The organism is Sorangium sp. So ce1335 (assembly GCF_051521615.1).
Lineage (GTDB): Bacteria > Myxococcota_A > Polyangia > Polyangiales > Polyangiaceae > Sorangium.
Window position 1 is genome coordinate 12,288,609 of sequence record NZ_CP150363.1, and the last position, 19,107, is coordinate 12,307,715.

Genomic DNA, 19,107 nt, shown 5'->3' on the forward strand with positions numbered 1-19,107 from the left:
GGGGGCGGCGCTCGCTAGGCGTGCAGCCGCGCGGCGGTGCGCCTCATGGCGTATGCGATCCCCGCCTTGAGGTTGGAGCGTGTCTCTATCGAGCCGAGGTCCACGCCGAGCGCGATCAGGCTCTGCGCCACCGCGGGGCGCAGCCCTGTCAGGATCGCCTTGCTCCCGAGCAATCCCACCGCCTTGGCCAGGCTCGTCAGCCGGCTCGCCACGCTCGTGTCGACGCTCTTCACGCCCGTGACATCGACGATCACCACCTTGGCAGCGCTGGCCGCGACGCTCTCCATCGCCGTCTCGAGCATCTGCGCCGCCCGCAGGTCGTCGATCGTGCCGATGATGGGCATCACCATGATCTCGTCCGTGATCGGGATGCACGGGGTCGAGAGCTCGAAGAGCCGAGCCCGCTGCGTCTGGATGATCTCCTCCTGCATCCGGACACGCTCCTCCTGCAGCCGGACGCGCTCTGTCAGCTCCACCTGAAGCCGGTCGTTCACATCGCGGAGGCGCTCGTTGGACAGCCGGAGCTCCTCGGTGCGCGCGGCGACCTCCTGCTCGAGCCCCTCGTACAGCTTCGCGTTCTCGATAGAGATCGCGATCTGCGTCGAGAGGAGGCTCAGGAGCTCGAGCCGATCCTTCGTGAAGACGCCCGTCGAGAGATCGTTCTCGAGGTAGAGCACGCCGACGAGCCGACCCTGGCGGATGATCGGTGAGCACAGGAGCGACCTCGTCTTGCTCGCTCGAATGTAGGGATCTGCAGAGAACCTGGCTTGCTCTGCCGCGTTGTCCAGCAGCACGCTCGTCTGCGTCCGCTGCACGTAGCTGATGACGGAGAGCGGAACCTTCCTGAAAGAGCTCAAGGGGATCGCCTCGAGCACGGTGACCAGCTTCGGCTCCACGGTCCCCTCCGCCTCGACGAAGAGCGCATCCCCCTGCGCGAGCGCCAGCACGCCGCGCTGCGCGCCGACGTTCTCGAGCACGATCGTCATCAGGCTCTCCAGCAGCCGCTCCAGGACGATCTCGCTCGCCATGGCCTGCGACGCCCTGACGACGCTGAGCAGGTCCAGCGCCGCGCCGCCGTGATCGGACGCGACCGTCTGCGGCGTCGCCCGGTCGGGCGTCCCCTCGAGCACGAGGTGAGGGAAGGCGGCGACGAGGCTCTGGCACTTCGCCGTGGCGCCCCACAGGGCGTAACCGCGGTACGCCATCGTCATGTAGTGCCGGGCGATCTCGTGCCGGCCCAGGCTCCGGTAGAACGAGGACGCCAGCTCGCACGAGAGCGCCTCCTCGTGGATGTACCCGTTGGCCCGGGCCCCCTCGATCGCGCGGTCGTAGAGCTCCATCGCCTCGACCGCGGAGCGCCGCACGCGCGAGAGCTCCGCGCCGACCAGGTGATGCTTGTGCCGGTTGTTCTCCGGGGAGTGGAGGGCCCATGCCTCCAGCTTGCGCTGGTTCGCGTCGACCTTCGCCAGCGCGTCTTCCTGCTCCTCCTTCGAGAGCTGATCGAAGGCGGCGAGCGCCGAGAGGGAACAGTAGAGGTTCTGCTCCACCACGGTGACGAACCCCACGGCGTCCTGGTATTCCTCCCCGGTGCGGAGGCACTCGTACGAGAGCTTCGGCTCGCCGAAGTAGTAGAGCAGCATGCCCTTCGCGAGGTAGAGGCAGAATACCGATGTCCTGTTGGGCCCGAGGCAGGGGATCATCGTCGTCTCATCGAAGCTCTCCCCGACGAGCCGCAGCTTCTCCGCCCACGGGTCCCGCAGGCTGCGCACGAGCTGCTGCCAGATCTTGACGTAATAGAGCTGATACTGCTGGTTGAGCTTCGACGCGAGCTCGATCGAGTGCGTCATGCGCTGCTCGGTCGTCCTCAGATGCTCCCCGGCGAAGAGGGAGTACGTGGAGTGCTGGCTGGAGCTGTACCCGGCGTACTCGATATCACCCGTCTCGAGGCCGACCTGAACCGCGTGGCGGACCGGCTCGATGGTCTCTTTCAGAGGGCGCTTCCAGTGGTGAATCGCCACGTAGTTGAGCGTGTAGATCTTGGATTCGAGCTCGATCGCGCCGAAGCGCTGGATGAGATCGATGGCGAGCCGGCCGAGCGCGTAGCCGAGCTCGATGTTGTCCATGACGCTGCACTGGATGTGGCCGTAGATCGCGCAGGCATACGCCGCCAGCGGCGAGATCCCGTGCTGCGTGCAGATGCTCATCATCGTGAACGCGATCCGCGGGACGAAGTAGGGCTTCGCGAGGACCGCGGCAGGGAACACCGAGACGAGGATCCGGTTCGCGGCGAGCATACGCCTGTCGACGAGGACAGGGAGCTGCGCCAGCCGGTGCATGTCGAGGTCGGCCGGAGGCGTCTCGCACATCGGTACGTCGAGCATCGCCAGCACACCGAGCGCCACGTCGATGGCCTCCGGCATGCGGTTCTGCGATATGTAAAATTGAATTCGGGTCTCGTAGACCCGGAGCTTCTCCAGGACGTCCCTGGCGTGATCGACGACGATCTGCGCGCACGCCTCGGCCCGGTCGAAGTTGATCGTCAGGTACTCGAGCTCGACCAGGTCCGTGTAGACCGCGAGCGATAGCTCGTGGTCCGTCTCCCACGAGCCCTCGGGCAGGAAGGCCGCGGCGGCGCGGAGGCACTGCACCGCGGGGCCGTACGCCGTGGAGCGCCTCGCCTTCTGGCCGGCCCTCAGGTTGAGCGCCGCGGCCTCGCGGCGCTCCTGCGCGTCCACGATCATCTCGGCGCCCATGTTGAGGTGCATCACGATGTCGTAGATCCGGTCGTCGACCGACTCGGCCGGGGTCTCCCGGAGCAGGAGCCGCCCGAGCTCCAGGTGAATCCTCTTCTGCTCGCCCTCGCTCAGCAGCTTGTAGGCGGCCTGCTGCACGCGGTCGTGGAGGAACCGGAACGTGACCGTGCGCCCGTCCGCGTCGTCGAGGAAGCGCGCGAGCTTGTAATCGCCGTCCAGGGGCACGACGAGCCCGGCGTCGAGCGCGTCCCAGAGATCCTCGTCGGTGGCGCTCAGGGCCTTCTGATGGAGGAGCGCGAGGAGCTTCAGGTCGAACTGGCTCCCGACGCACGCGGCGAGCTCGAGGACCCGCTGCGTCGGGCTCGCGAGGCCCTGGATCCGCCGGATCATCAGATCGACCACGTTGTCCGCCACCGCCATGCGCTCGATGTCGGCGACGCTCCACCGCCATGCGCCCGCCTCCGCGCTGAAGCGCAGGTGTCCCTCGCGGCAGAGGCTCTCCAGGTACTGGATCGTGAAGAACGGGTTCCCCTGCGTCTTGGCGAAGATGATGTCCGACAGCGGTCGGCAGTCGTCCAGAGAGGAGCCGAGCGAATCGGAGATGAGCTCGTTCACGTGCTGGCGCGCGAGTGGATTCAGCGCGATGGTGCTCACGCGCGCCTCGCTCTTGCCGAGCGCGCTCAGCATCATCCTGAGCGGGTGCGCCTCGTCCATCGCGTTGTCCCGGTACGATCCGACCAGCAACAGGTGACGGATGTCCGCGTCCTGCACGAGGACCTCGATGAGGTTGAGCGACCCCGTGTCCGCCCATTGCAGGTCGTCAAGGAACAGCACGAGCGCCCGCGTCTTCTGCGCGATCGCCCCGATGAAGTTCCGGAACGTCAGGTTGAACCGGTTCCGCGTCTCCATGGAGCCCAGGGCGGGCACCGGCGGCTGCTTGCCGATGATCAGCTCGATCTCCGGGATCACCTCGGCGACGACCTGTCCGTTCGGGCTGACCGCCGCCGCGATCCTGGCCCGCCAGTCGGCGATCTCGTCCTTGCTCTGCGTGAGGAGCTGCCGGACGATCTCCCGCAGCGCGGCGATCACCGCCGCATACGGGACGTTGCGCGTGAACTGGTCGAACTTGCCGGCCGCGAAGTAGCCGCCCTCCTTCGCGATCGGCTTGTGGATCTCGCTCACCACCGCGGACTTGCCCACCCCGGAGTAGCCGGCCACGAGCACGAACTCCGACCGGCCGCCCTCGGCCGCCTCGGGCGCGGAGCCGCTGACGCTCCGGAAGGCCGAGAGGAGGGCGTCGACCTCCTCCTTCCGGCCATAGAGCTTCTGCGATACCTGGAGCCTCGTGGGCCGGTCCTTGCGCCCGGGCTCGAAATCGAGCGCCGGCGCCCTGTCCTCGAGCATGTCGAGGCAGGTCTTCAGATCCGCCTTCAGGCCGAAGATGCTCTGGTAACGCTCCTCCGCCGTCTTCGCGAGCAGCTTCATGATCACCCGGGAGAGCGCCTCCGGCATGTCCGGCCGGATCCGGTGCGGAGCGACCGGCGTCCTCGCGATGTGGTGGTGCACGAGCTCCAGCGGATCGGTCGTCTCGAAGGGGAGGCGCTGCGTCGTGAGCTCGTAGAGCGTGACGCCGAGCGAGTAGTAGTCCGATCGGAAATCGATCGACCGGTTCATCCGGCCCGTCTGCTCGGGGGAGATGTACTGCAGCGTGCCCTCGCCCGGCGACCACGGGTCGTACACCGCCGCGCGCTCGCCGGGCAGGAGCGAGGCGATGGAGAAGTCGGTGAGCTTCGACGTGCTCGCGTCGTGATCGACGATGATGTTGGTCGGCTTGATGTCCTTGTGGATGATGTTCCGCTCGTGGACGGCGCCGAGCGTGTCCGCGAGCTGGAGCGCTATCCTGACGGCGCACGCGAGCTCGACGCCGTCGCCGCTCTCGTCGATGAGCGTCCGCAGCGAGCGGCCGGCGAAGTACTCCATGACGAGCGCGGCGTAGTCGAGGCGGACCTCGAGATCGTAGACCCTGACGACCCCGTCGAGATCGAGATGCCTCATGATCTCGTACTGACGCTTGAGGACCGCGACGTTGCGGGTGCCGTTGACATCCTTGCGGGCGACCTTGATGACGCACATCGCGCCCGTGCTCTTCTTGCGGCCGAGGTAGACGCTGCTGCGCGAACCGTCGTGCAATGTGTCGAGCAACTCGTGATGCAACAGTTCGACCATGACCGCCACCCCCTCGGATCCCTGAGCTGTCTACCCGACGCGGCCCTCGGTCCATGTCGAGATGCAGGCCGCTGGCACATGGCCGCTCGCCAGGCGCACGGACGCCGGCTGCGTCAGCGGACGCTCGCGCGGGCCGTCGAGGAGCGAGCGTGCTCGGCGGGACACAGTTGGTAAGCAATCGAATCGAACGCCGCATGTCAAGGTCGAACCGCGGCGCCGCCCGCGCGCAGGGCGCGCGGATCGCGCGGTCTACACGCCCACGCCGCAGACACGTCCGCCCCGCCGCAGACGCCGCGCGTCACGCCACATGGCCTTCAGGGAGCTCCTGATGGCCACGACCAGCGCGCGCCAATGGGGGATTGAAAGGAAGCGAATCGCCCCGTCGTGAGATGGGCCGCGGCGCTCCTCTGCCGACGCACGCCGTGCCGCGGCATGGCCGGGACAGCGCGCGTCGGTCGTGACGTCGGGCGTCGCGTCCGCCGTGACGTCGGGCGTCGCGTCCGCCGGGCGCGCGCCCGGCTACTTCCCGGCCGCCGCCTCGGAGCCGGGCCGCCGCGGCTCGCGCGCGCCCGCGAACCCGGCGCCCTCGCGGCCGATCGAGGGCGCGTCGGCGATGTGCCCGCGCTCGTCGAGCGCGTGGCCCATCGCGCCGAGCGCGTTCCGGAGCTCGTCGGGGAAGCCGCCCTTCTCGATGAACAGCCTGTCGGGGTAGTCCTGGTGGTGGAAGCGCGGCGCGTTGACCGCCGTTGTCACGTCGAAGCCGAAATCGACGACGTTCGAGAGGATCTGGAACACCGCCGTGAGGATCGTCGGGCCGCCCGCGGCGCCGAGCACGAGCTCCACGCGCCCGTCCTTCCCCGTCACGATCGTGGGCGACATCGACGAGAGCATGCGCTTGCCGGGCGCGATGGAGTTGGCCTCGCCCTGCACGAGGCCGAACTGGTTCGCGGTGCCGGGCACGGTGGCGAAGTCGTCCATCTCGTTGTTCAGCACGAAGCCCGCGCCGGTCACCGTCACGCCGGCGCCGTACCAGCCGTTCAGCGTCGTCGTGAGCGCCACGGCGTTGCCCTGCGCGTCGACCACGGAGAAGTGCGTCGTGTGCGGCCCGCGGCCGCCCGAGTCCTTGACCGCCGCGCCCCGGGTGAGCTCTTCGGTCGGCGTGGCGCGGTCCGGCGAGATCGTGGCGCGCTGCTTCTCCGCCCACGCGACCGAGAGGAGCTCCTCCACCGGGTTCTTGACGAAGTCGGGGTCGCCGAGGATCTCGTTGCGCGCGATGAAGACGCGCCGCATCGCCTCGGCGACGACGTGCACGTGCGACGGCGAGTGCCAGCCGAGCTTCGCGACGTCGAGCCCCTCGAGCTGGTGCGCGATCATCGCGAGGGCGAGCCCGCCCGACGACGGCAGCGGCATCGAGGCGACGCGGCGCCCGCGGTACTCGAACACGACCGGATCGCGCCACTTCGCCTTGTAGCTCTTGAGGTCGGCGGCCGTGATGAGCCCCTTGCCCCGCCGCATCTCCGCGACGAGGAGCTCCGCGGTCTTGCCCTCGTAGAAGCCCGCGGGCCCCTTGTCGGCGATGCGCTCGAGCGTCGCCGCGAGCTCGGGCGACTTCCACATGGCGCCGATCTCGATCGGCTTGCCGTCCGGAAGGAACAGCGCGGCCGACGCCGGGAAGCGCGCGAGCTTGGACGACGCCGCCTTGACGGTGGTCGCGAAGTTCTCGTCGACGGCGAAGCCCTCCTTCGCGAGCCGGATCGACGGCGCGATGAGCTCGGCCCACGTCTTCTTCTTGGACCCGAGCTTGTCGTAGGCCTCCCAGAGCCCTGCCACGCTCCCGGGCACGCCGACGGCGAGGTGGCCGACGCGCGAGGCCTCCGTGGGCTTGCCGTCCTTGCCCCGGAACATGCCGTGGGTCGCCCTGGCCGGCGCGGTCTCGCGGAAGTCGAGCGCGTGCTCCTTGTCGCCGATCCGCGCGACCATGAACCCGCCGCCGCCGAGGTTGCCGGCGGTCGGGTGCACCACCGCGAGCGCGAACGCCGTGGCGATCGCCGCGTCGACCGCGTTGCCGCCCGAGGAGAGGACGTCCGCGCCCACCTTGGTGGCGAGGGCGGCGTCGGTCGACACCATCGAGGGGCCTCGCACCGGCGGGGCGCCCTCCGGGTACGGCCATCCGGCCGGGAAGCGCGACGCCGGCGCGGTCGGCGCGGCCGGCGCAGGCGCGGGCGCAGGCGCGGCGGCGCTCGGCGGCGGGGGCGGCGGCGGCGCGGGCGGCGGGGGCGGGACGGCAGCCTCGCAGCCGGCGAGGAGGGCGACGGCGAGCAGTCGATGCCAGGTGCGGAGCTTCATCGCCGCGGCTTATAACCCAGCCCGAGCGCCGCTCGAAAGCCGGAGGCGCGGCCGCGCGAGCGCGGCTGGGGACGCTCCGGTCCGGCGCGGCGATGCCCGGCGCCTCGCGCCGGGTCGCGCTGCGCGGGCGCGCGCGTCGCCGTCAGGGATCCCGGCCGGCCGCGCGGCGGGGTTCTTCGCGTCGCCGCCGGAGATCCCGGCGGGGTTCTGCGCGCCGCCGCCGGAGATCCCGGCCGGCCGCGCGGCGCACGCTGGGCCGTAATCCGTCACCGCTGTTCGGGTTTCTGCTGATCAGCCGTACCGCGCTCCGGAAAACCGAAGAGCGACGCGCCGTACAGGGCGCGTGGAGCATGGCGTCTTACCGAGGAGCCCGGGGACGCCTCTCGGCGCCGCGAAGTGATCCGTGTTGGTCGTTGGCTTGGGGGCTTCGCCGCGCTTGGGTATGATCGGCCCCGGATGTTTCCGACGGAGCCCGCTCCCGAGACGATTGGGGCCTACAAGATCCTCCGGCGCCTGGCCGGCTCTGGGCCCACCAGCGTCTATCTCGGGCGGCTGGACGGCCCGCTCGGGTTTCGCCGCGTCTGCGTGCTGAAGCTCGTCCCGAATACCGCCGAGGGCGACCCGCGCTTCGCCGACGAGCTCGCGCGCGAGGCGTCGATCTGCGCGACGCTGAACCACCCGGCCATCGTGCGGATGTTCGACTTCTTCGAGCACTCGGGCCGGCTCGCGCTCGTGCTCGAGCACGTCGAGGGGGTGAGCCTGAGTCGGCTGCTCCAGCACCTCTCGAACCGGCAGCAGAAGCTCGCCGACGCGGCGGTCTATTACCTGGTCCACTGCATCGCCGGCGCGCTCGCGCACGCGCACGGGGCGACGGACGAGCACGGCAGCCCCACGCCGATCATCCACCGCAACCTGCACCCGGACAACATCGTGATCGGGTGGGACGGGCAGGTGCGCCTGACGGGCTTCGGCATCGGCAAGATCCTCGGGCGCACGCCGGACACGATCGCGGGCGTGGTCAAGGGGGCGCCGGGGTACATGGCGCCCGAGCAGGTGCGCGCCGAGCGCGTCACGGTCAAGGCCGACATCTACGGCGTGGGGCTCTTGCTCTGGTCGCTGCTCTCGGGGCGGCGGCCGCCGTCGGACGGCACGCGACCGGCGCCGATCGCGTCGATTCGCCCCGAGATCCCGCGCCCGGTCGTGGCGCTGCTCGAGACGGCCCTGGCGCTGTCGCCGGACGACCGGAAGATCACGAGCCAGGAGATCGAGCAGGCGCTCGCGAAGGTCGCGCGGCCGGAGAAGGGGAAGGCCGAGCTCGTGACCCGCGTGCAGTCCGCGCACGCGACCATCGAGGTCGAGGACGCCGACCCCGAGGAGGATCGGCGGCCGACGATCCCGGTCAAGGGCAAGGGGGGGCAGACGGCGCGGCCCGCGGCCGACGCCGCGAAGCGGCTCGCGAAGGATCTGTTCGCCAGGGATCCGGCGGGCAATGACGGCGGCGCTGCGAGGCTGCGGCCCGGCGTGGGCGGCGCGCAGGCGAAGACCGCGCCGCCGACGGCGGCGGCGTCCGAGGCGCTGGCGGGGGCTGCGCGGCGCGACGGCAAGGCGTCGGCGGGCGCGCCGGCGGCCGAGCCGATCACGATCCCGGTGCCGGCGGACCAGGCGCCGCCGCCCCTGCCCGACGGCAGGGGCGAGGCGCTCAAGGGCGCCGGGGGGCGCAAGCCCGCGCTGCCGGATCGCGAGACGTTCGGCCGGCTGTTCGAGGCGTCGAAGCGCGCTGCGGAGCGCGACGCGGCGGCGGCCGAGGAGGTGCTGGCGGGGGGCGGGCCGGCGACGCTGCCCGAGGTCGAGCCGACGTTCGAGGACGACGGCGCGACGATCCCGGGCACCAGCGTGCCGTCGACCCGCTTCGGCGCGTCGACGTCGGTGATCCCGGAGGCGATCCGCTTCGGCCCGCCGCCCGCGCTCCCGGCGGATCTCGCGCCGCCGTTCTTCGGTCCGCCGCCCGCGAAGCCGCCGTCCAACTCGCCGGTGACGCCGTCGGGCGTGACCGTGCCCATGGGCACGACGGGCCTGACGCCGCCTGGCCTGACCTTGCCGGTCGGCGGCGGCGGCGCGTCGGGGCTGACGCCGCCCGGGGGCGTGCCGTACCCGAGCACGGCGGTCCTGGGCGGCCCTGCGGCGGGCTCGTCGCCGCCGGGCTCGCCGATGCGGCGCGAGCGATCGCCGACCGTGCCGTGGCAGGCGCCGCGCTCGCTGTCGACGGTCGGGACGGTCGCGGTGTCGGCGCTCACGGCGACGGTGGTGGCGGGGCTGTGGATCTACATCGCGCGGCGGGAGCGGCCTGCGCCGATCGTCGTGGCGCCGGTGGAGCAGGCGCTGGTGGAGAAGGCGCCCGTGGTCGAGCCGCTCCCGGCGCCGGTGCCGGCGGCGAGCGCGGCGCCGCCCGCGAAGCGGGCGCCGGTCGGGAAGGCGCAGGCGGCGAAGGAGGCGGCGGCGGCGAAGGAGGCCGCCGCGAAGGAAGCCGCCGCGAAGGAAGCCGCCGCGAAGGAAGCTGCAGCGAAGGAGGCGGCGGCGAAGGAGGCCGCCGCGAAGGAGGCGGCGGCGAAGGAAGCCGCCGCGAAGGAGGCCGCCGCGAAGGAGGAGGCGGCCGCGAAGGAGGAGGCCGCGAAGGAGGCCGCCGCGAAGGAGGCGGCTGCGAAGGAAGCCGCCGCGAAGGAAGCCGCCGCGAAGGAAGCCGCCGCGAAGGAGGCCGCCGCGAAGGAGGCCGCGAGCGCTGCACGCGGGGTCAACCCGGCCACGGTGCCCAAGGGGCACGGTGTGCTCACCGTGGGGTTCCCCGAGCCGGGGGCTGTGTATGTGACCGGCAAGCACGCAGGGCCGGTGAACGAGCCGCTGGTCGTGCGCTGCGGCCGCTTCTTCGTGCGTGTCGGCCGGCCCGGCAAGACGAAATTCCCCGAGTGGGCCAGCGCCGGGGTGACGGCGCTGGTGCCCTGCCAGGCGGCGGCGACCATCGATATAAAGCCGACAGCCCCGCCGAAGGCGCGATCGAAGAAGCGCTGATCCTCGGCGTGCGAAGTCGCGCCAGGCGCCGGAGAAAGATTCGAACGCAAAGGCGCAAAGGCGCAAAAAGACAGATAGATGCCCTTGCGCTCTTGTGTTCTTTCGCTCGTGGCGCCCTCGCGCTGACCGACTCTCCGCTCCGCGAGGGCAGATCAGCTCGGCCGCCCCGCGTGCGCGAGGTCCCCACCCTGCACCCGCGGTGCTCCTCGACCGGCGGAGCCGCTGCCTCACCGGCCGAGCCGGTCCAGCCTGTCCTCTGCGGCCTCGAGGCGGCCCGCGCTGTCGGCCGCCTTCTGCTGCGCGTCCGCGGCCTTGCGCTCGGCCTCGCCCGCGCGCTTCCTCGCCGCCCGGGCGGCCTCCTCGGCCTTCTCTGCGGCGCGGCTCATCCTGGCGGCTTCCCTGGTCAGCCGATCCGCCTCCTTGGCAGCGCGCCCGGCCTCCCGGCTCGCCTGGTCCCGCTCCCTCTCCGCCGCGGCGAGCTGCGCCTTCTGCTCGCGCTGCTCCGCCGCGAGCCGCTCCTTCCGCGCGCGCCGCTCTGCCGCGAGCTGCGCCGCCTTCTCGCGCTCTTCAGCCTTGAGCCGCGCCTTCCGCTCGCGCTCCTCGTCCGCGCGCCGCGCCTTTTGCTCACGCTCCTTCGCGGCGCGCTGCTTCTCGCGCTCCCTCGCGGCGCGCTCGGCCCCTTGCTCGCGCTCCGTTGCGGCGCGCTGCTTCTTGCGCTCCCTCTCTGCCGTGCGCTCGCGTTCCTTTTCGGCCGCCGTGCGCTCGCGTTCCTCCTTGGCCGCCGTTCGCTCTCGCCCTTTGGCGGAGCGCTGCCCCTCGCGCGCTCGCTCCTCGCCCGCTCTCCTTCGCTGCTCCGGCGCGTCCCTGACGTCGCGCGCTCTCTTCTGCGGCGCCTCCGCCTTCGCTGTCTTGCGCCCGCGGTCTGCCTTCGTGTCGTTGTCGGTCTCGGCGGGCCTCCCGGATGGCCGCCCGCGCAGCAACCCGAGCATGTCCGATAGATCGCCCGGCTCGATCTCCCCGGACAGCCGCCCTCGCGCGAGCAGGTCCAGATCCGAGGCGCTCGCCGTGGGGGTCGCAAGCAGCGAGTCCCGCAGGCGATCCATCGGATTCCCCTTCTCGCTGTAACCCCCCTCGGCGAAGAGCGCCGGCGCCGCGCGCAGGAGCTCATTGACGATCGCGCGGTGGCTCTGGCTCGCCTCCCTCAACCCCTGCGCGCCGCCCGGCGCGAGCGCGCCGCGCTGGGCCTCGCGCAGCCGCTCGCCCGCGTCGATCAGGGCCTCCATGCGCTGCGGATAGCGGCGCGCGAGCTGGTTCAAGGTCCAGACCGCCGCGGTCGGTCGTCGCAGCGCCTTCACGCGCTCCGCCGCGGCCTTGTCCCCGGCCTGCCGCAGGCGCCTGACCAGCTCGTCGCGGGCTCGCGTGAAGTCGCCGAGCGGTTTCTTGTAGAGGTCGTCGACCTCGTCCTCGTCGACGACGGCAGCGGCAGGAGGACCACCGCCGCGCGTTCCCTTGGTTCGAGAGGCCATTCCCGCGCGAGCTCAGCCGACCTCGCGCGAGCTTACTCCGCCCGCGTGGCGCGTCACAAGCCGGGCCTCGCCGGTCGCGCGTCGGGCCGGCCTCCTGCGCCGGCTGCTCTGCTCGATCCCCGGTCAATCCGCCTGTGCCCGGGCGCGTCCGGCCGGGGCGCCGCGGCCCGCGCGCCCGGGCGCCGCCCTCAGGCGGCCTCGGCCAGCGACGACGGCACTTCCGGCAGCTCCCAGCCGCGCGTCCGGATCTCCTCGGTGATCCAGCGAATGTGGCGCCGCTCGTCCTGCCAGCTCGCCTCCACCATGCGCCGGACGTCGTCGGGTAGGTCGCTCGCCAGCGCCGACGCATAGGCGTCGTTCGTCAGCTCCTCGTTGCCGCGCATCGCCACGAGCGCCGTGCGCTCCTCCCGGGCCGACAGCTCGGTATAGCGCCGGATGCACTGACCCCGCTCGTCGACCCCCTCGGGCAACGAGGCGCCGAGCGCGTCCGAGAGCTCGCGCGCGTGCCGCTCGTGGTCTCCCCGGAACGCCTCGAGCTGTCGCTTGATCTCCGGCGTCTTGCACGCGTCGATCGCCACGCGGTACGCCTCGACGGCCGCCAGGTCGAGCAGGATCAACCCCATGATCTGCTCCAGGGCTGTCATGTCGCCGATCTCGCCCCCTCCCGCGGAGCGCGGCGTCCTCGCGGCGCCGGCGCCCTCCGCGGGCGACCCGGCCGCGGTGCCCAGCGAGCCGCCTTCCTGGAGCTTGCCGAGCAGCACGCTGTCGATCCCCGGGACGCTGAGCACGTCCTCCCAGCTCCGGAAGGTGCCGCTCTCGCTCCGGTGCTCGATGAGGAGCCGGGCCCGCTCACCGTCGATGCCCTCGATGCCCTCGAGCTCTTCCGCCGATGCGCTGTTCAGGTCGATGCGCGCGTCGCGCGGTGCCTTCGTCATGGTCGCACCTCCTCCCGCGGCGTGTAGAGCCGGAGGGAGCCAGCCGGGAGGTGGTGTATCCGCGATTCCAGCGCTGCGCCTTCCGGGGCGTCAGGGCCTGATCAGGAGCTCGTCGCGTCGAGCAGCGCGCCGGCGTCGGCGATGACCGCGGCGCGGCGCAGCCAGCGATCGAGCTCGCTCATGTCGGTGCTCGCGAGGACGCGCTCGCGGACCCCGGGGGGGATGTCCAGGCCCCGCGCTTCGAGCACCTTCAGCACGGCGCTCGCGGCCTCTTCGAGCCGTCCTTCCCGCTGTCCCTCGAGCCGCCCCTTGGCCACGTAGCTGCGCGCGAAATCGCTCTGAAACTCGTAACCGCTCTTCATCCTCTCCTCCAGACTCCGCCTCGCTGCCTCGTTCAGGGAGGATAGCACCACGTCGAGGTACAGGTCCTGCCGCTCCTGGTCCAGCCCCGCAGCGGCCGCCAGGGCAGCCGTCGCGATCGCCAGGCCGGCAGCGCTCTTCCCGTGCGCCATCGCCGAGAGCACTGCGAGCTCGGGCCTCGCCCTGGCCTCAGACGGCTCGGTCACGACCGGGACGGCGCTGGGGCCGAGCACGTACGGCCTGAGCACCCAGTCGGGCGGGCCCAGGTCGATCGGCTCGGCGCACCAGGCGGCGATCGCCTCGTCGGTGGTCGCGACAAGCAAGCACGCCCGGCACCGGTAGCGCGCGCGCACGGCCACGAGGTAGGACGGCCAGGCGTATTCCTTGTCAGGATCGCGACCGAGCTGCGCCTCCACGACGATCCCGAGCACGGGTCGGCCGTCGAGCAGGAGCACCACCAGATCAGCGCGGTGCTCGACAGGGACGACCTGGGTCAGGTCGGCCGGCTCGATACGCGCCTCGGTGAACCCGGGCACGGGCGCACCGAGGGCGTCGCGGAGCACCTCGGCCGCCAGCTCCGGCCGGTTGTGGAAGAGTTGCAGCAGCGCCTCATGGATCATCGACGGCATGGGGGGTCCTCTCGGCCGGGCCAGCAGGGAATGCGTCTCACGAGGGCGTGCCTGCCCGCGGGCAACGCCGGCGAGAAGCGGCTGGCTCCTCCCTGTGTTTTGCGGACACCCGCGCTGGATGATCTGTGTTTGTGCGTCGTCGTGGGATCAAAGCGGCGCGGCAAGGAAAACCCCGCATCCGCGCCGAACCGCAAATGAGCTCGCCGAGCCGAGCGCAATGCGTGAGTCGGTGATCCGTGCCGCCGACTCCATCGACGAAGAGCGGTTGCTCCGGTCCGGGTTGTCTGGCCGGCGCCTACCGGGCGGCCTCCTCCAGCCGCGCGATATCGAGCTTCTTCATCTGCCTCATCGCCTGCATGACCCGCGCCGCCCTGGCCGGGTCCGGGTGCTGGAGGAGCCGCAGCAGCGCCGACGGGACGATCTGCCAGGACAGGCCGAACCGGTCTTTGAGCCACCCGCACGGCCCTTCGGAGCCGCCGTCGGCCGTGAGCTTGCTCCAGAGCGCGTCGACCTCGGCCTGCGTCTCGCAGGTGACGGAGATCGAGATCGCCTCGTTGAACTTGTGGTGCGGTCCGCCGTTCATGGCGACGAACTGCTGGCCTTGGAGCTCGAAGTCGACGCTCAAGAGGGAGCCCTTGGGCCCCGGCCCCGCGTCTCCGCGGCGGAGCTCCTGGAGGATACGCGCGTCCTTGAAGAGGGACGTGTAGAGCCGCACCGCCTCCTCGGCGTTGTTGTCGAACCAGAGGAACGTCTTGATCTTCTGCGTGGTCGCCATCGTCAGGTCTCCTGGCCGGGCAGCGCCCGGCGGCGGAAGGTGGAATGAGGGCGGCGGGGTCACCGCGCCCTCGCCTCGCCTGGATGTCGGAGCTCGACGCGCCGACTCGACATGGCGGAGATCTTTTTTGTGAGGGCCGGCTGCCGGAAGGCTGGGGATCGTGGTGTGGATCACGGTCGGGCTGACGCGAGGGCGGAGGTCGGCGCGCGGGGACCTGAGCCGCGCGCTCCCGGCCTGTCCGCCGGGCCGGCGCGCCCCTCCTCCGTCACGCCCCCCACGCCCCCCGCAGCGCCGCCGCCCGCGCGTGCTCCGGCACCCGCTCGACGAAGCTCGCCCGCCACGCCGGATCCGCGATCTTCGCCGCCCGCTCGCCGATCCGCGCCTCCGCCTCGGCGAGCGCCGCCCGCGCCCCCTCCCGGTCGCCGGTCGCCCAGAGCGCCTCGGCGTGGACGACGCGCACGAGCGCGTCGCCCTCCTCCAACTGCCCGATCTCCTTCAAGATCTCCGCCGCCCGGCGCGCCTCGGCGAGCGCCTCCTCCCGCCGCCCGGCCGCGAGGAGCGCGTCGGCCAGCGTCGCGAGCGCGTGCGGCAGGAGCGGCCTCGCCACCTCCAGCATCGCCACCGCGCGGCGCGCCTCCGCCTCGGCCCCCGCCGCGTCGCCGGCCGACAGCAGGATGCCGGCCAGGTACGCGCGCGACGCCCCCTCCATCCGCGGCTCCTGCATCGCCGCGAACGACCGCACCGCCTCGGCCTCCACGGCGCGCGCCTCCGGGAGCTCGCCGAGGCGCGCCAGCGCCGCCCCGAGGTTCTGCCGCGCCGAGGCCGCGATGTTGCGCAGCCCCATCCGCTCGGCGTCCGACAGCGACGCGCGCAGGAGCGCCGCCGCCTCGCCGTACGCCCCGAGCTCGTTGCACGCGAACCCCGCGTTCGCGCGCTGCCCGCACGCGCCCCGCAGATCCCCCGACCTGTCGAAGCACGCGATCGCCTCCTCCAGCCGCGCCCGGTGCCGGTTGAGATCCCCCTCCACGAACAGCGCCGCCGTCGCCCGGCTCCACGCGATCGTCCCGGCGATCTGCGGATCCCCGGCGAACCGCTCCGCCACCGGCTCGACCCGCGCCATCAGCGACGCGGCGTCGGCGTACCGGCCCGTCAGGAACATCAGCGCCGCCGCCCACGCCACCGCGGCGACCTGCGCCGGCTCGGGCGACGCGTCGGACCAGCGCGCGAGGAGCGCCGCGAGCAGCGCCGGCACCCGCTCGGTCCGGCCCCGCTTCAGCGCGGCCGTCGTCGCCACCTTCAGCGCCGCGTACCAGCCGGCGCCGCCCTCGCGCAGCAGCGCGAGCGCCTCCGTCGCCCAGAGCTCCGCGTCGTCGAGCTCGCCGCGGAACCGGTGCGCCTCCGCCCGCGCGAGCGACACCGCCCCGAGCAGCTCGCCGTCCGCGCCGCAGCGGATGGCGCGGTCCGCCGAGCGGACCACCCCGCCGAGATCGTTGCCCGCGAGCGCCTGCTCCGCCGCCCTCGCGTAGCAGCGCGCCGCCCGGCCGAGCTCCCCGCCCCGCTCGAAGTGCTCGGCCAGCACCGCCGCGTCGTGCTCGCCCGCGGCCTCCAGCCAGCCGCCCGCGAGCCGGTGGCCGAGCGCGCGGTCCTCGTCGGTCAGCATGTCGTAGGCCGCCTCGCGCACGAGCGCGTGGCGGAAGCCGTACTCGACCTCGCCCCGCAGGCTCGGCTCGGGGCGGCGCGCGATCCACTCGCGCGCGGCGAGGCCCGACAGCCAGGCGTCGAGCGCGGGGGCGCGCGCCTCGCCGCCGAGCAGCGCCTCCACGGCGCCCCGCCAGAACACCTGGCCGAGCACCGACGCCGCGCGCAGCACCCGCCGCTCCTCGGGGGAGAGCCCCTCGAGCCGCGACTGCACCATCGCGAGCACCGTGTCGGGCAGGTGGTCGCCGCGCCCCTCGGCCACCGCGCGCACCAGCTCCTCCAGGAAGAACGCGTTGCCCGCGGCGCGCGCCACGACGCGCGCGACCGTCGCGTCGTCCGCCGCCGCGCCGAGCACCTCGCGCACGAGCCGCTCGCACGGCCGCTGCGGCAGCGCGCCGAGGCGCACCGTCGTCGCCTCGGCGTCGGCCCAGAGCCGCGGGAAGAGCTCGTCGACCTCGGGCCGCGCGAAGCCCACGACGAACAGCGGCCGGTCCGCGAGCAGCCGGAGCGCCGCGCCGACGTACTCCAGCGACGGCCTGTCGCCCCAGTGCAGGTCCTCGAGCAGCAGCACCACCGGCCGCGCGCGGCACTCGGCGTCGACGAAATCGACGAACGCGCGCCGGATCTGGTCGCCCATCAGCACCGGATCGCGCCGCGCGGCGCGGAGCTGCACGCTCGCCTCGTCCGGGAACGGCGTCCCCACCATCGCCCCGAGGAACTCGGCCACCCGGCCGCGGTCCCCCTCGGCCACGCGCCGCGCCACGCGTTCCTCGAGCTTCTGCCGGCGCGCCTCGAGCGGCTCGCCGTCCTGCATCCGCGCGCACCGCCGGATGACCTGCCCGAGCAGCCCGAACGGCGCCCCCGCGCGCATCGGCTCGCCGCGCCCGAGCCAGATCTCGGCCGGCGCGGCGCGGCGCTCCGCGTGCCCCAGGCGCTCCTCGAGCTCCTTGCGCAGCCGCGACTTGCCGACACCAGCGGCCGCTGTCACGAGGGCGGCGCGGGCGACCGGCTGGTCCACGCACTCGTCGAAGAGCTCCTCGAGCGCGCGCAGCTCGCGATCCCGCCCCACGAAGGGCGTCCGCTTGCCGAGCAGGGAGCGCGCGGCCTCGGGCGCGGCCCGCTCGGCCCGGAGCAGCCCCGCGCCGCTGGCCGCGCGGTCGATCTCGAAGCGGCCCTCGAGGAGCCCCGCCGTCAGCGCGTCGACGCGGATCGCCGGGGCGTCCTCGCCGGCCGCGCGGGCCCGCCGCGCGTCCTCGACGAGGAGGGCGGCGCGGTCGATCGCCTCGCCCGCGGACGAGCGGCCGCGCACCCGGCCGCGGCCCGTCGCGAGCGCGATCGGTGCCCGCGGCAGGAGCGCCCGCATCGCGAGCGCGCAGCGGGCCGCCTGGCCGGCGTGGTCCGTCGCCGTCCCGCCGGTGCTGCCGGCGCTGGACGGCCGCTGGCCGTCGTGCGCGTCCGCGCTCCCCGGCGCGCGCGGCACGCCCAGAAACGTGACGACCCACGTCCCGTCGGCGAGGCGATCGATCCCCCCGCCGTGATCCGCGACGAGGACGCGCAGCGCGACCTCGGCGCTGTCCGGCGGCGGGGCCTCCGGCATCTCCGCCACGAGGGTCCACGTCGACGGGTCCGCCGCGGCCGGCGGCGGCTCCCGGAGCGCGGCGGCCGCGCGCGGCGCTCCCGGGGCTGCGCCGGGCGCCGCCCCCGCGCCGATCGCCGCCCGCTCGCCGTCCGCGCCGTCCTCGCCGCCGGCGAGCAGCACCGAAAGGAACCGCTGCTCGCCCGCGGTGAGCGCCGGCGTCGCGCGGCTCTCGGGCGCCCGGAGCGCGCCCTGCTCCGGGGTGAGCGGGCGCAGCGCCGCGAGCTCGTCGAGGAGCGCCGCGCCGCCCGCGGGTCGCCCCGTGGGCTCCCGGCGCAGCATGCGCTCGACGAGCGCGTCGAGCTCGTCGGGCACCTCCGGCCGCTCGTCGCGCACCCGCGGGGGCGACGCGAGGAGCAGCTTGGCCAGCACCGCCATCGGGTTGTCCCCGGCGTAGGCCGGCTGGCCCGTGAGGCACTCGAACAGCACGCACCCGAGGGAGAACACGTCCGCGCGCGCGTCGACGCCGGCGCTCCCGCGCGCCTGCTCCGGGGCCATGTAGCCGAGCGTGCCCACGGCGCTGTTCGTGCGCGTGACGACGGCGGTGGCGCGCTCGGGCCGGGCGATGCCGAAGTCGATGAGCCTCGCCTGCTCGACGCGCCCGTCGCAGAGGAAGATGTTGCTCGGCTTGATGTCGCGGTGCACGACGCCGAGCGCGTGCACCGCGGCGAGCGCGCCCGCGAGGCGCCGCGCGAGCGCGAGGCTCTCGGCCACGGTGAGCTCGGCGCGCGCGAGGCGGGCGGCGAGGTCCTCGCCCTCGAGCCACTCCATCACGAGGTACGGTCGCGAGGCCCCGGTGATGCCGTGCGCCACGTACCGGACCACCGCGGGATCTGTGAGCCGGTCGAGGATCGTCGCCTCGCGCGCGAAGCGCGCGAGGTCGGCCTCCTGCGCGCCGTGGAGGATCTTCACCGCCACCGGCGCGCCGGTCTCGAGGTCGACGGCGCGGTAGAGGGCGCCCATGCCGCCCACGCCCGCCTGGCGCTCGAGCTCGAAGCGGCCCGCGATCCGCTGCCCCGGCGTCATCGCCCGCGCGTATCACGGCGACCCCAGCGCGCGAAGATCCGCGGCGCCGCGCGCGCTCGTGCGCCTCCGAGCGCGCCTCACGCGCTCGTGCGCCTCCGAGCGCGCCTCACGCGCTCGTGCGCCTCCGAGCGCGC

General features: G+C 73.2%; 8 protein-coding genes. 1 reads left to right on the top strand and 7 read right to left on the bottom strand.

Annotated features, from left to right (window positions below; genetic code table 11):
• Positions 1-14: 14 nt before the first annotated feature.
• On the bottom strand, positions 15-4,979 hold the full coding sequence (locus WMF24_RS45835; RefSeq protein WP_437733801.1) for an AAA family ATPase: 4,965 nt from the start codon (positions 4,977-4,979) through the stop codon (positions 15-17).
• A 519-nt stretch (positions 4,980-5,498) separates the two neighbouring features.
• Entirely contained in the window at positions 5,499-7,325 is a 1,827-nt protein-coding gene (gene ggt, locus WMF24_RS45840) for a gamma-glutamyltransferase (RefSeq protein WP_437733802.1), read from the bottom strand.
• Positions 7,326-7,781: 456 nt separating this feature from the next.
• Between ggt and WMF24_RS45845 the strand changes: the two genes are divergently transcribed.
• Positions 7,782-10,388 carry a serine/threonine-protein kinase gene (locus tag WMF24_RS45845; RefSeq protein ID WP_437733803.1) on the top strand — a complete coding sequence of 869 codons (2,607 nt, stop codon included), beginning with the start codon at positions 7,782-7,784 and terminating at the stop codon, positions 10,386-10,388.
• Positions 10,389-10,615: 227 nt separating this feature from the next.
• On the opposite strand, the gene WMF24_RS45850 is transcribed toward WMF24_RS45845, so the two are convergent.
• The 5 genes from WMF24_RS45850 to WMF24_RS45870 all read right to left on the bottom strand — a co-directional run bounded on the left by WMF24_RS45850 (position 10,616) and on the right by WMF24_RS45870 (position 18,973).
• Positions 10,616-11,914: a hypothetical protein gene (locus WMF24_RS45850; protein WP_437733804.1), complete on the bottom strand. Its 1,299-nt coding sequence runs from the start codon at positions 11,912-11,914 to the stop codon at positions 10,616-10,618.
• 188 nt (positions 11,915-12,102) lie between these two features.
• Positions 12,103-12,849: a helix-hairpin-helix domain-containing protein gene (locus WMF24_RS45855; RefSeq protein WP_437733805.1), complete on the bottom strand. Its 747-nt coding sequence runs from the start codon at positions 12,847-12,849 to the stop codon at positions 12,103-12,105.
• A gap of 101 nt (positions 12,850-12,950) precedes the next feature.
• Entirely contained in the window at positions 12,951-13,829 is an 879-nt protein-coding gene (locus WMF24_RS45860) for a hypothetical protein (RefSeq protein WP_437738937.1), read from the bottom strand.
• Positions 13,830-14,133: 304 nt separating this feature from the next.
• Complete coding sequence (locus tag WMF24_RS45865) at positions 14,134-14,613, bottom strand: VOC family protein (protein WP_437733806.1); 480 nt, start codon at positions 14,611-14,613, stop codon at positions 14,134-14,136.
• 265 nt (positions 14,614-14,878) lie between these two features.
• Positions 14,879-18,973, bottom strand: coding sequence for a serine/threonine-protein kinase (locus WMF24_RS45870; RefSeq protein WP_437733807.1), 4,095 nt, complete (start codon positions 18,971-18,973; stop codon positions 14,879-14,881).
• Between the last annotated feature and the right edge of the window lie 134 nt (positions 18,974-19,107).

What these genes read in the sequence shown, in the direction of transcription:
- WMF24_RS45835 (WP_437733801.1), bottom strand. Translation starts at nt 4,979, where the DNA reads ATGGTCGAACTGTTGCATCACGAGTTGCTCGACACATTGCACGACGGT.
- ggt (WP_437733802.1), bottom strand. Translation starts at nt 7,325, where the DNA reads ATGAAGCTCCGCACCTGGCATCGACTGCTCGCCGTCGCCCTCCTCGCC.
- WMF24_RS45845 (WP_437733803.1), top strand. Translation starts at nt 7,782, where the DNA reads ATGTTTCCGACGGAGCCCGCTCCCGAGACGATTGGGGCCTACAAGATC.
- WMF24_RS45850 (WP_437733804.1), bottom strand. Translation starts at nt 11,914, where the DNA reads ATGGCCTCTCGAACCAAGGGAACGCGCGGCGGTGGTCCTCCTGCCGCT.
- WMF24_RS45855 (WP_437733805.1), bottom strand. Translation starts at nt 12,849, where the DNA reads ATGACGAAGGCACCGCGCGACGCGCGCATCGACCTGAACAGCGCATCG.
- WMF24_RS45860 (WP_437738937.1), bottom strand. Translation starts at nt 13,829, where the DNA reads ATGATCCATGAGGCGCTGCTGCAACTCTTCCACAACCGGCCGGAGCTG.
- WMF24_RS45865 (WP_437733806.1), bottom strand. Translation starts at nt 14,613, where the DNA reads ATGGCGACCACGCAGAAGATCAAGACGTTCCTCTGGTTCGACAACAAC.
- WMF24_RS45870 (WP_437733807.1), bottom strand. Translation starts at nt 18,973, where the DNA reads ATGACGCCGGGGCAGCGGATCGCGGGCCGCTTCGAGCTCGAGCGCCAG.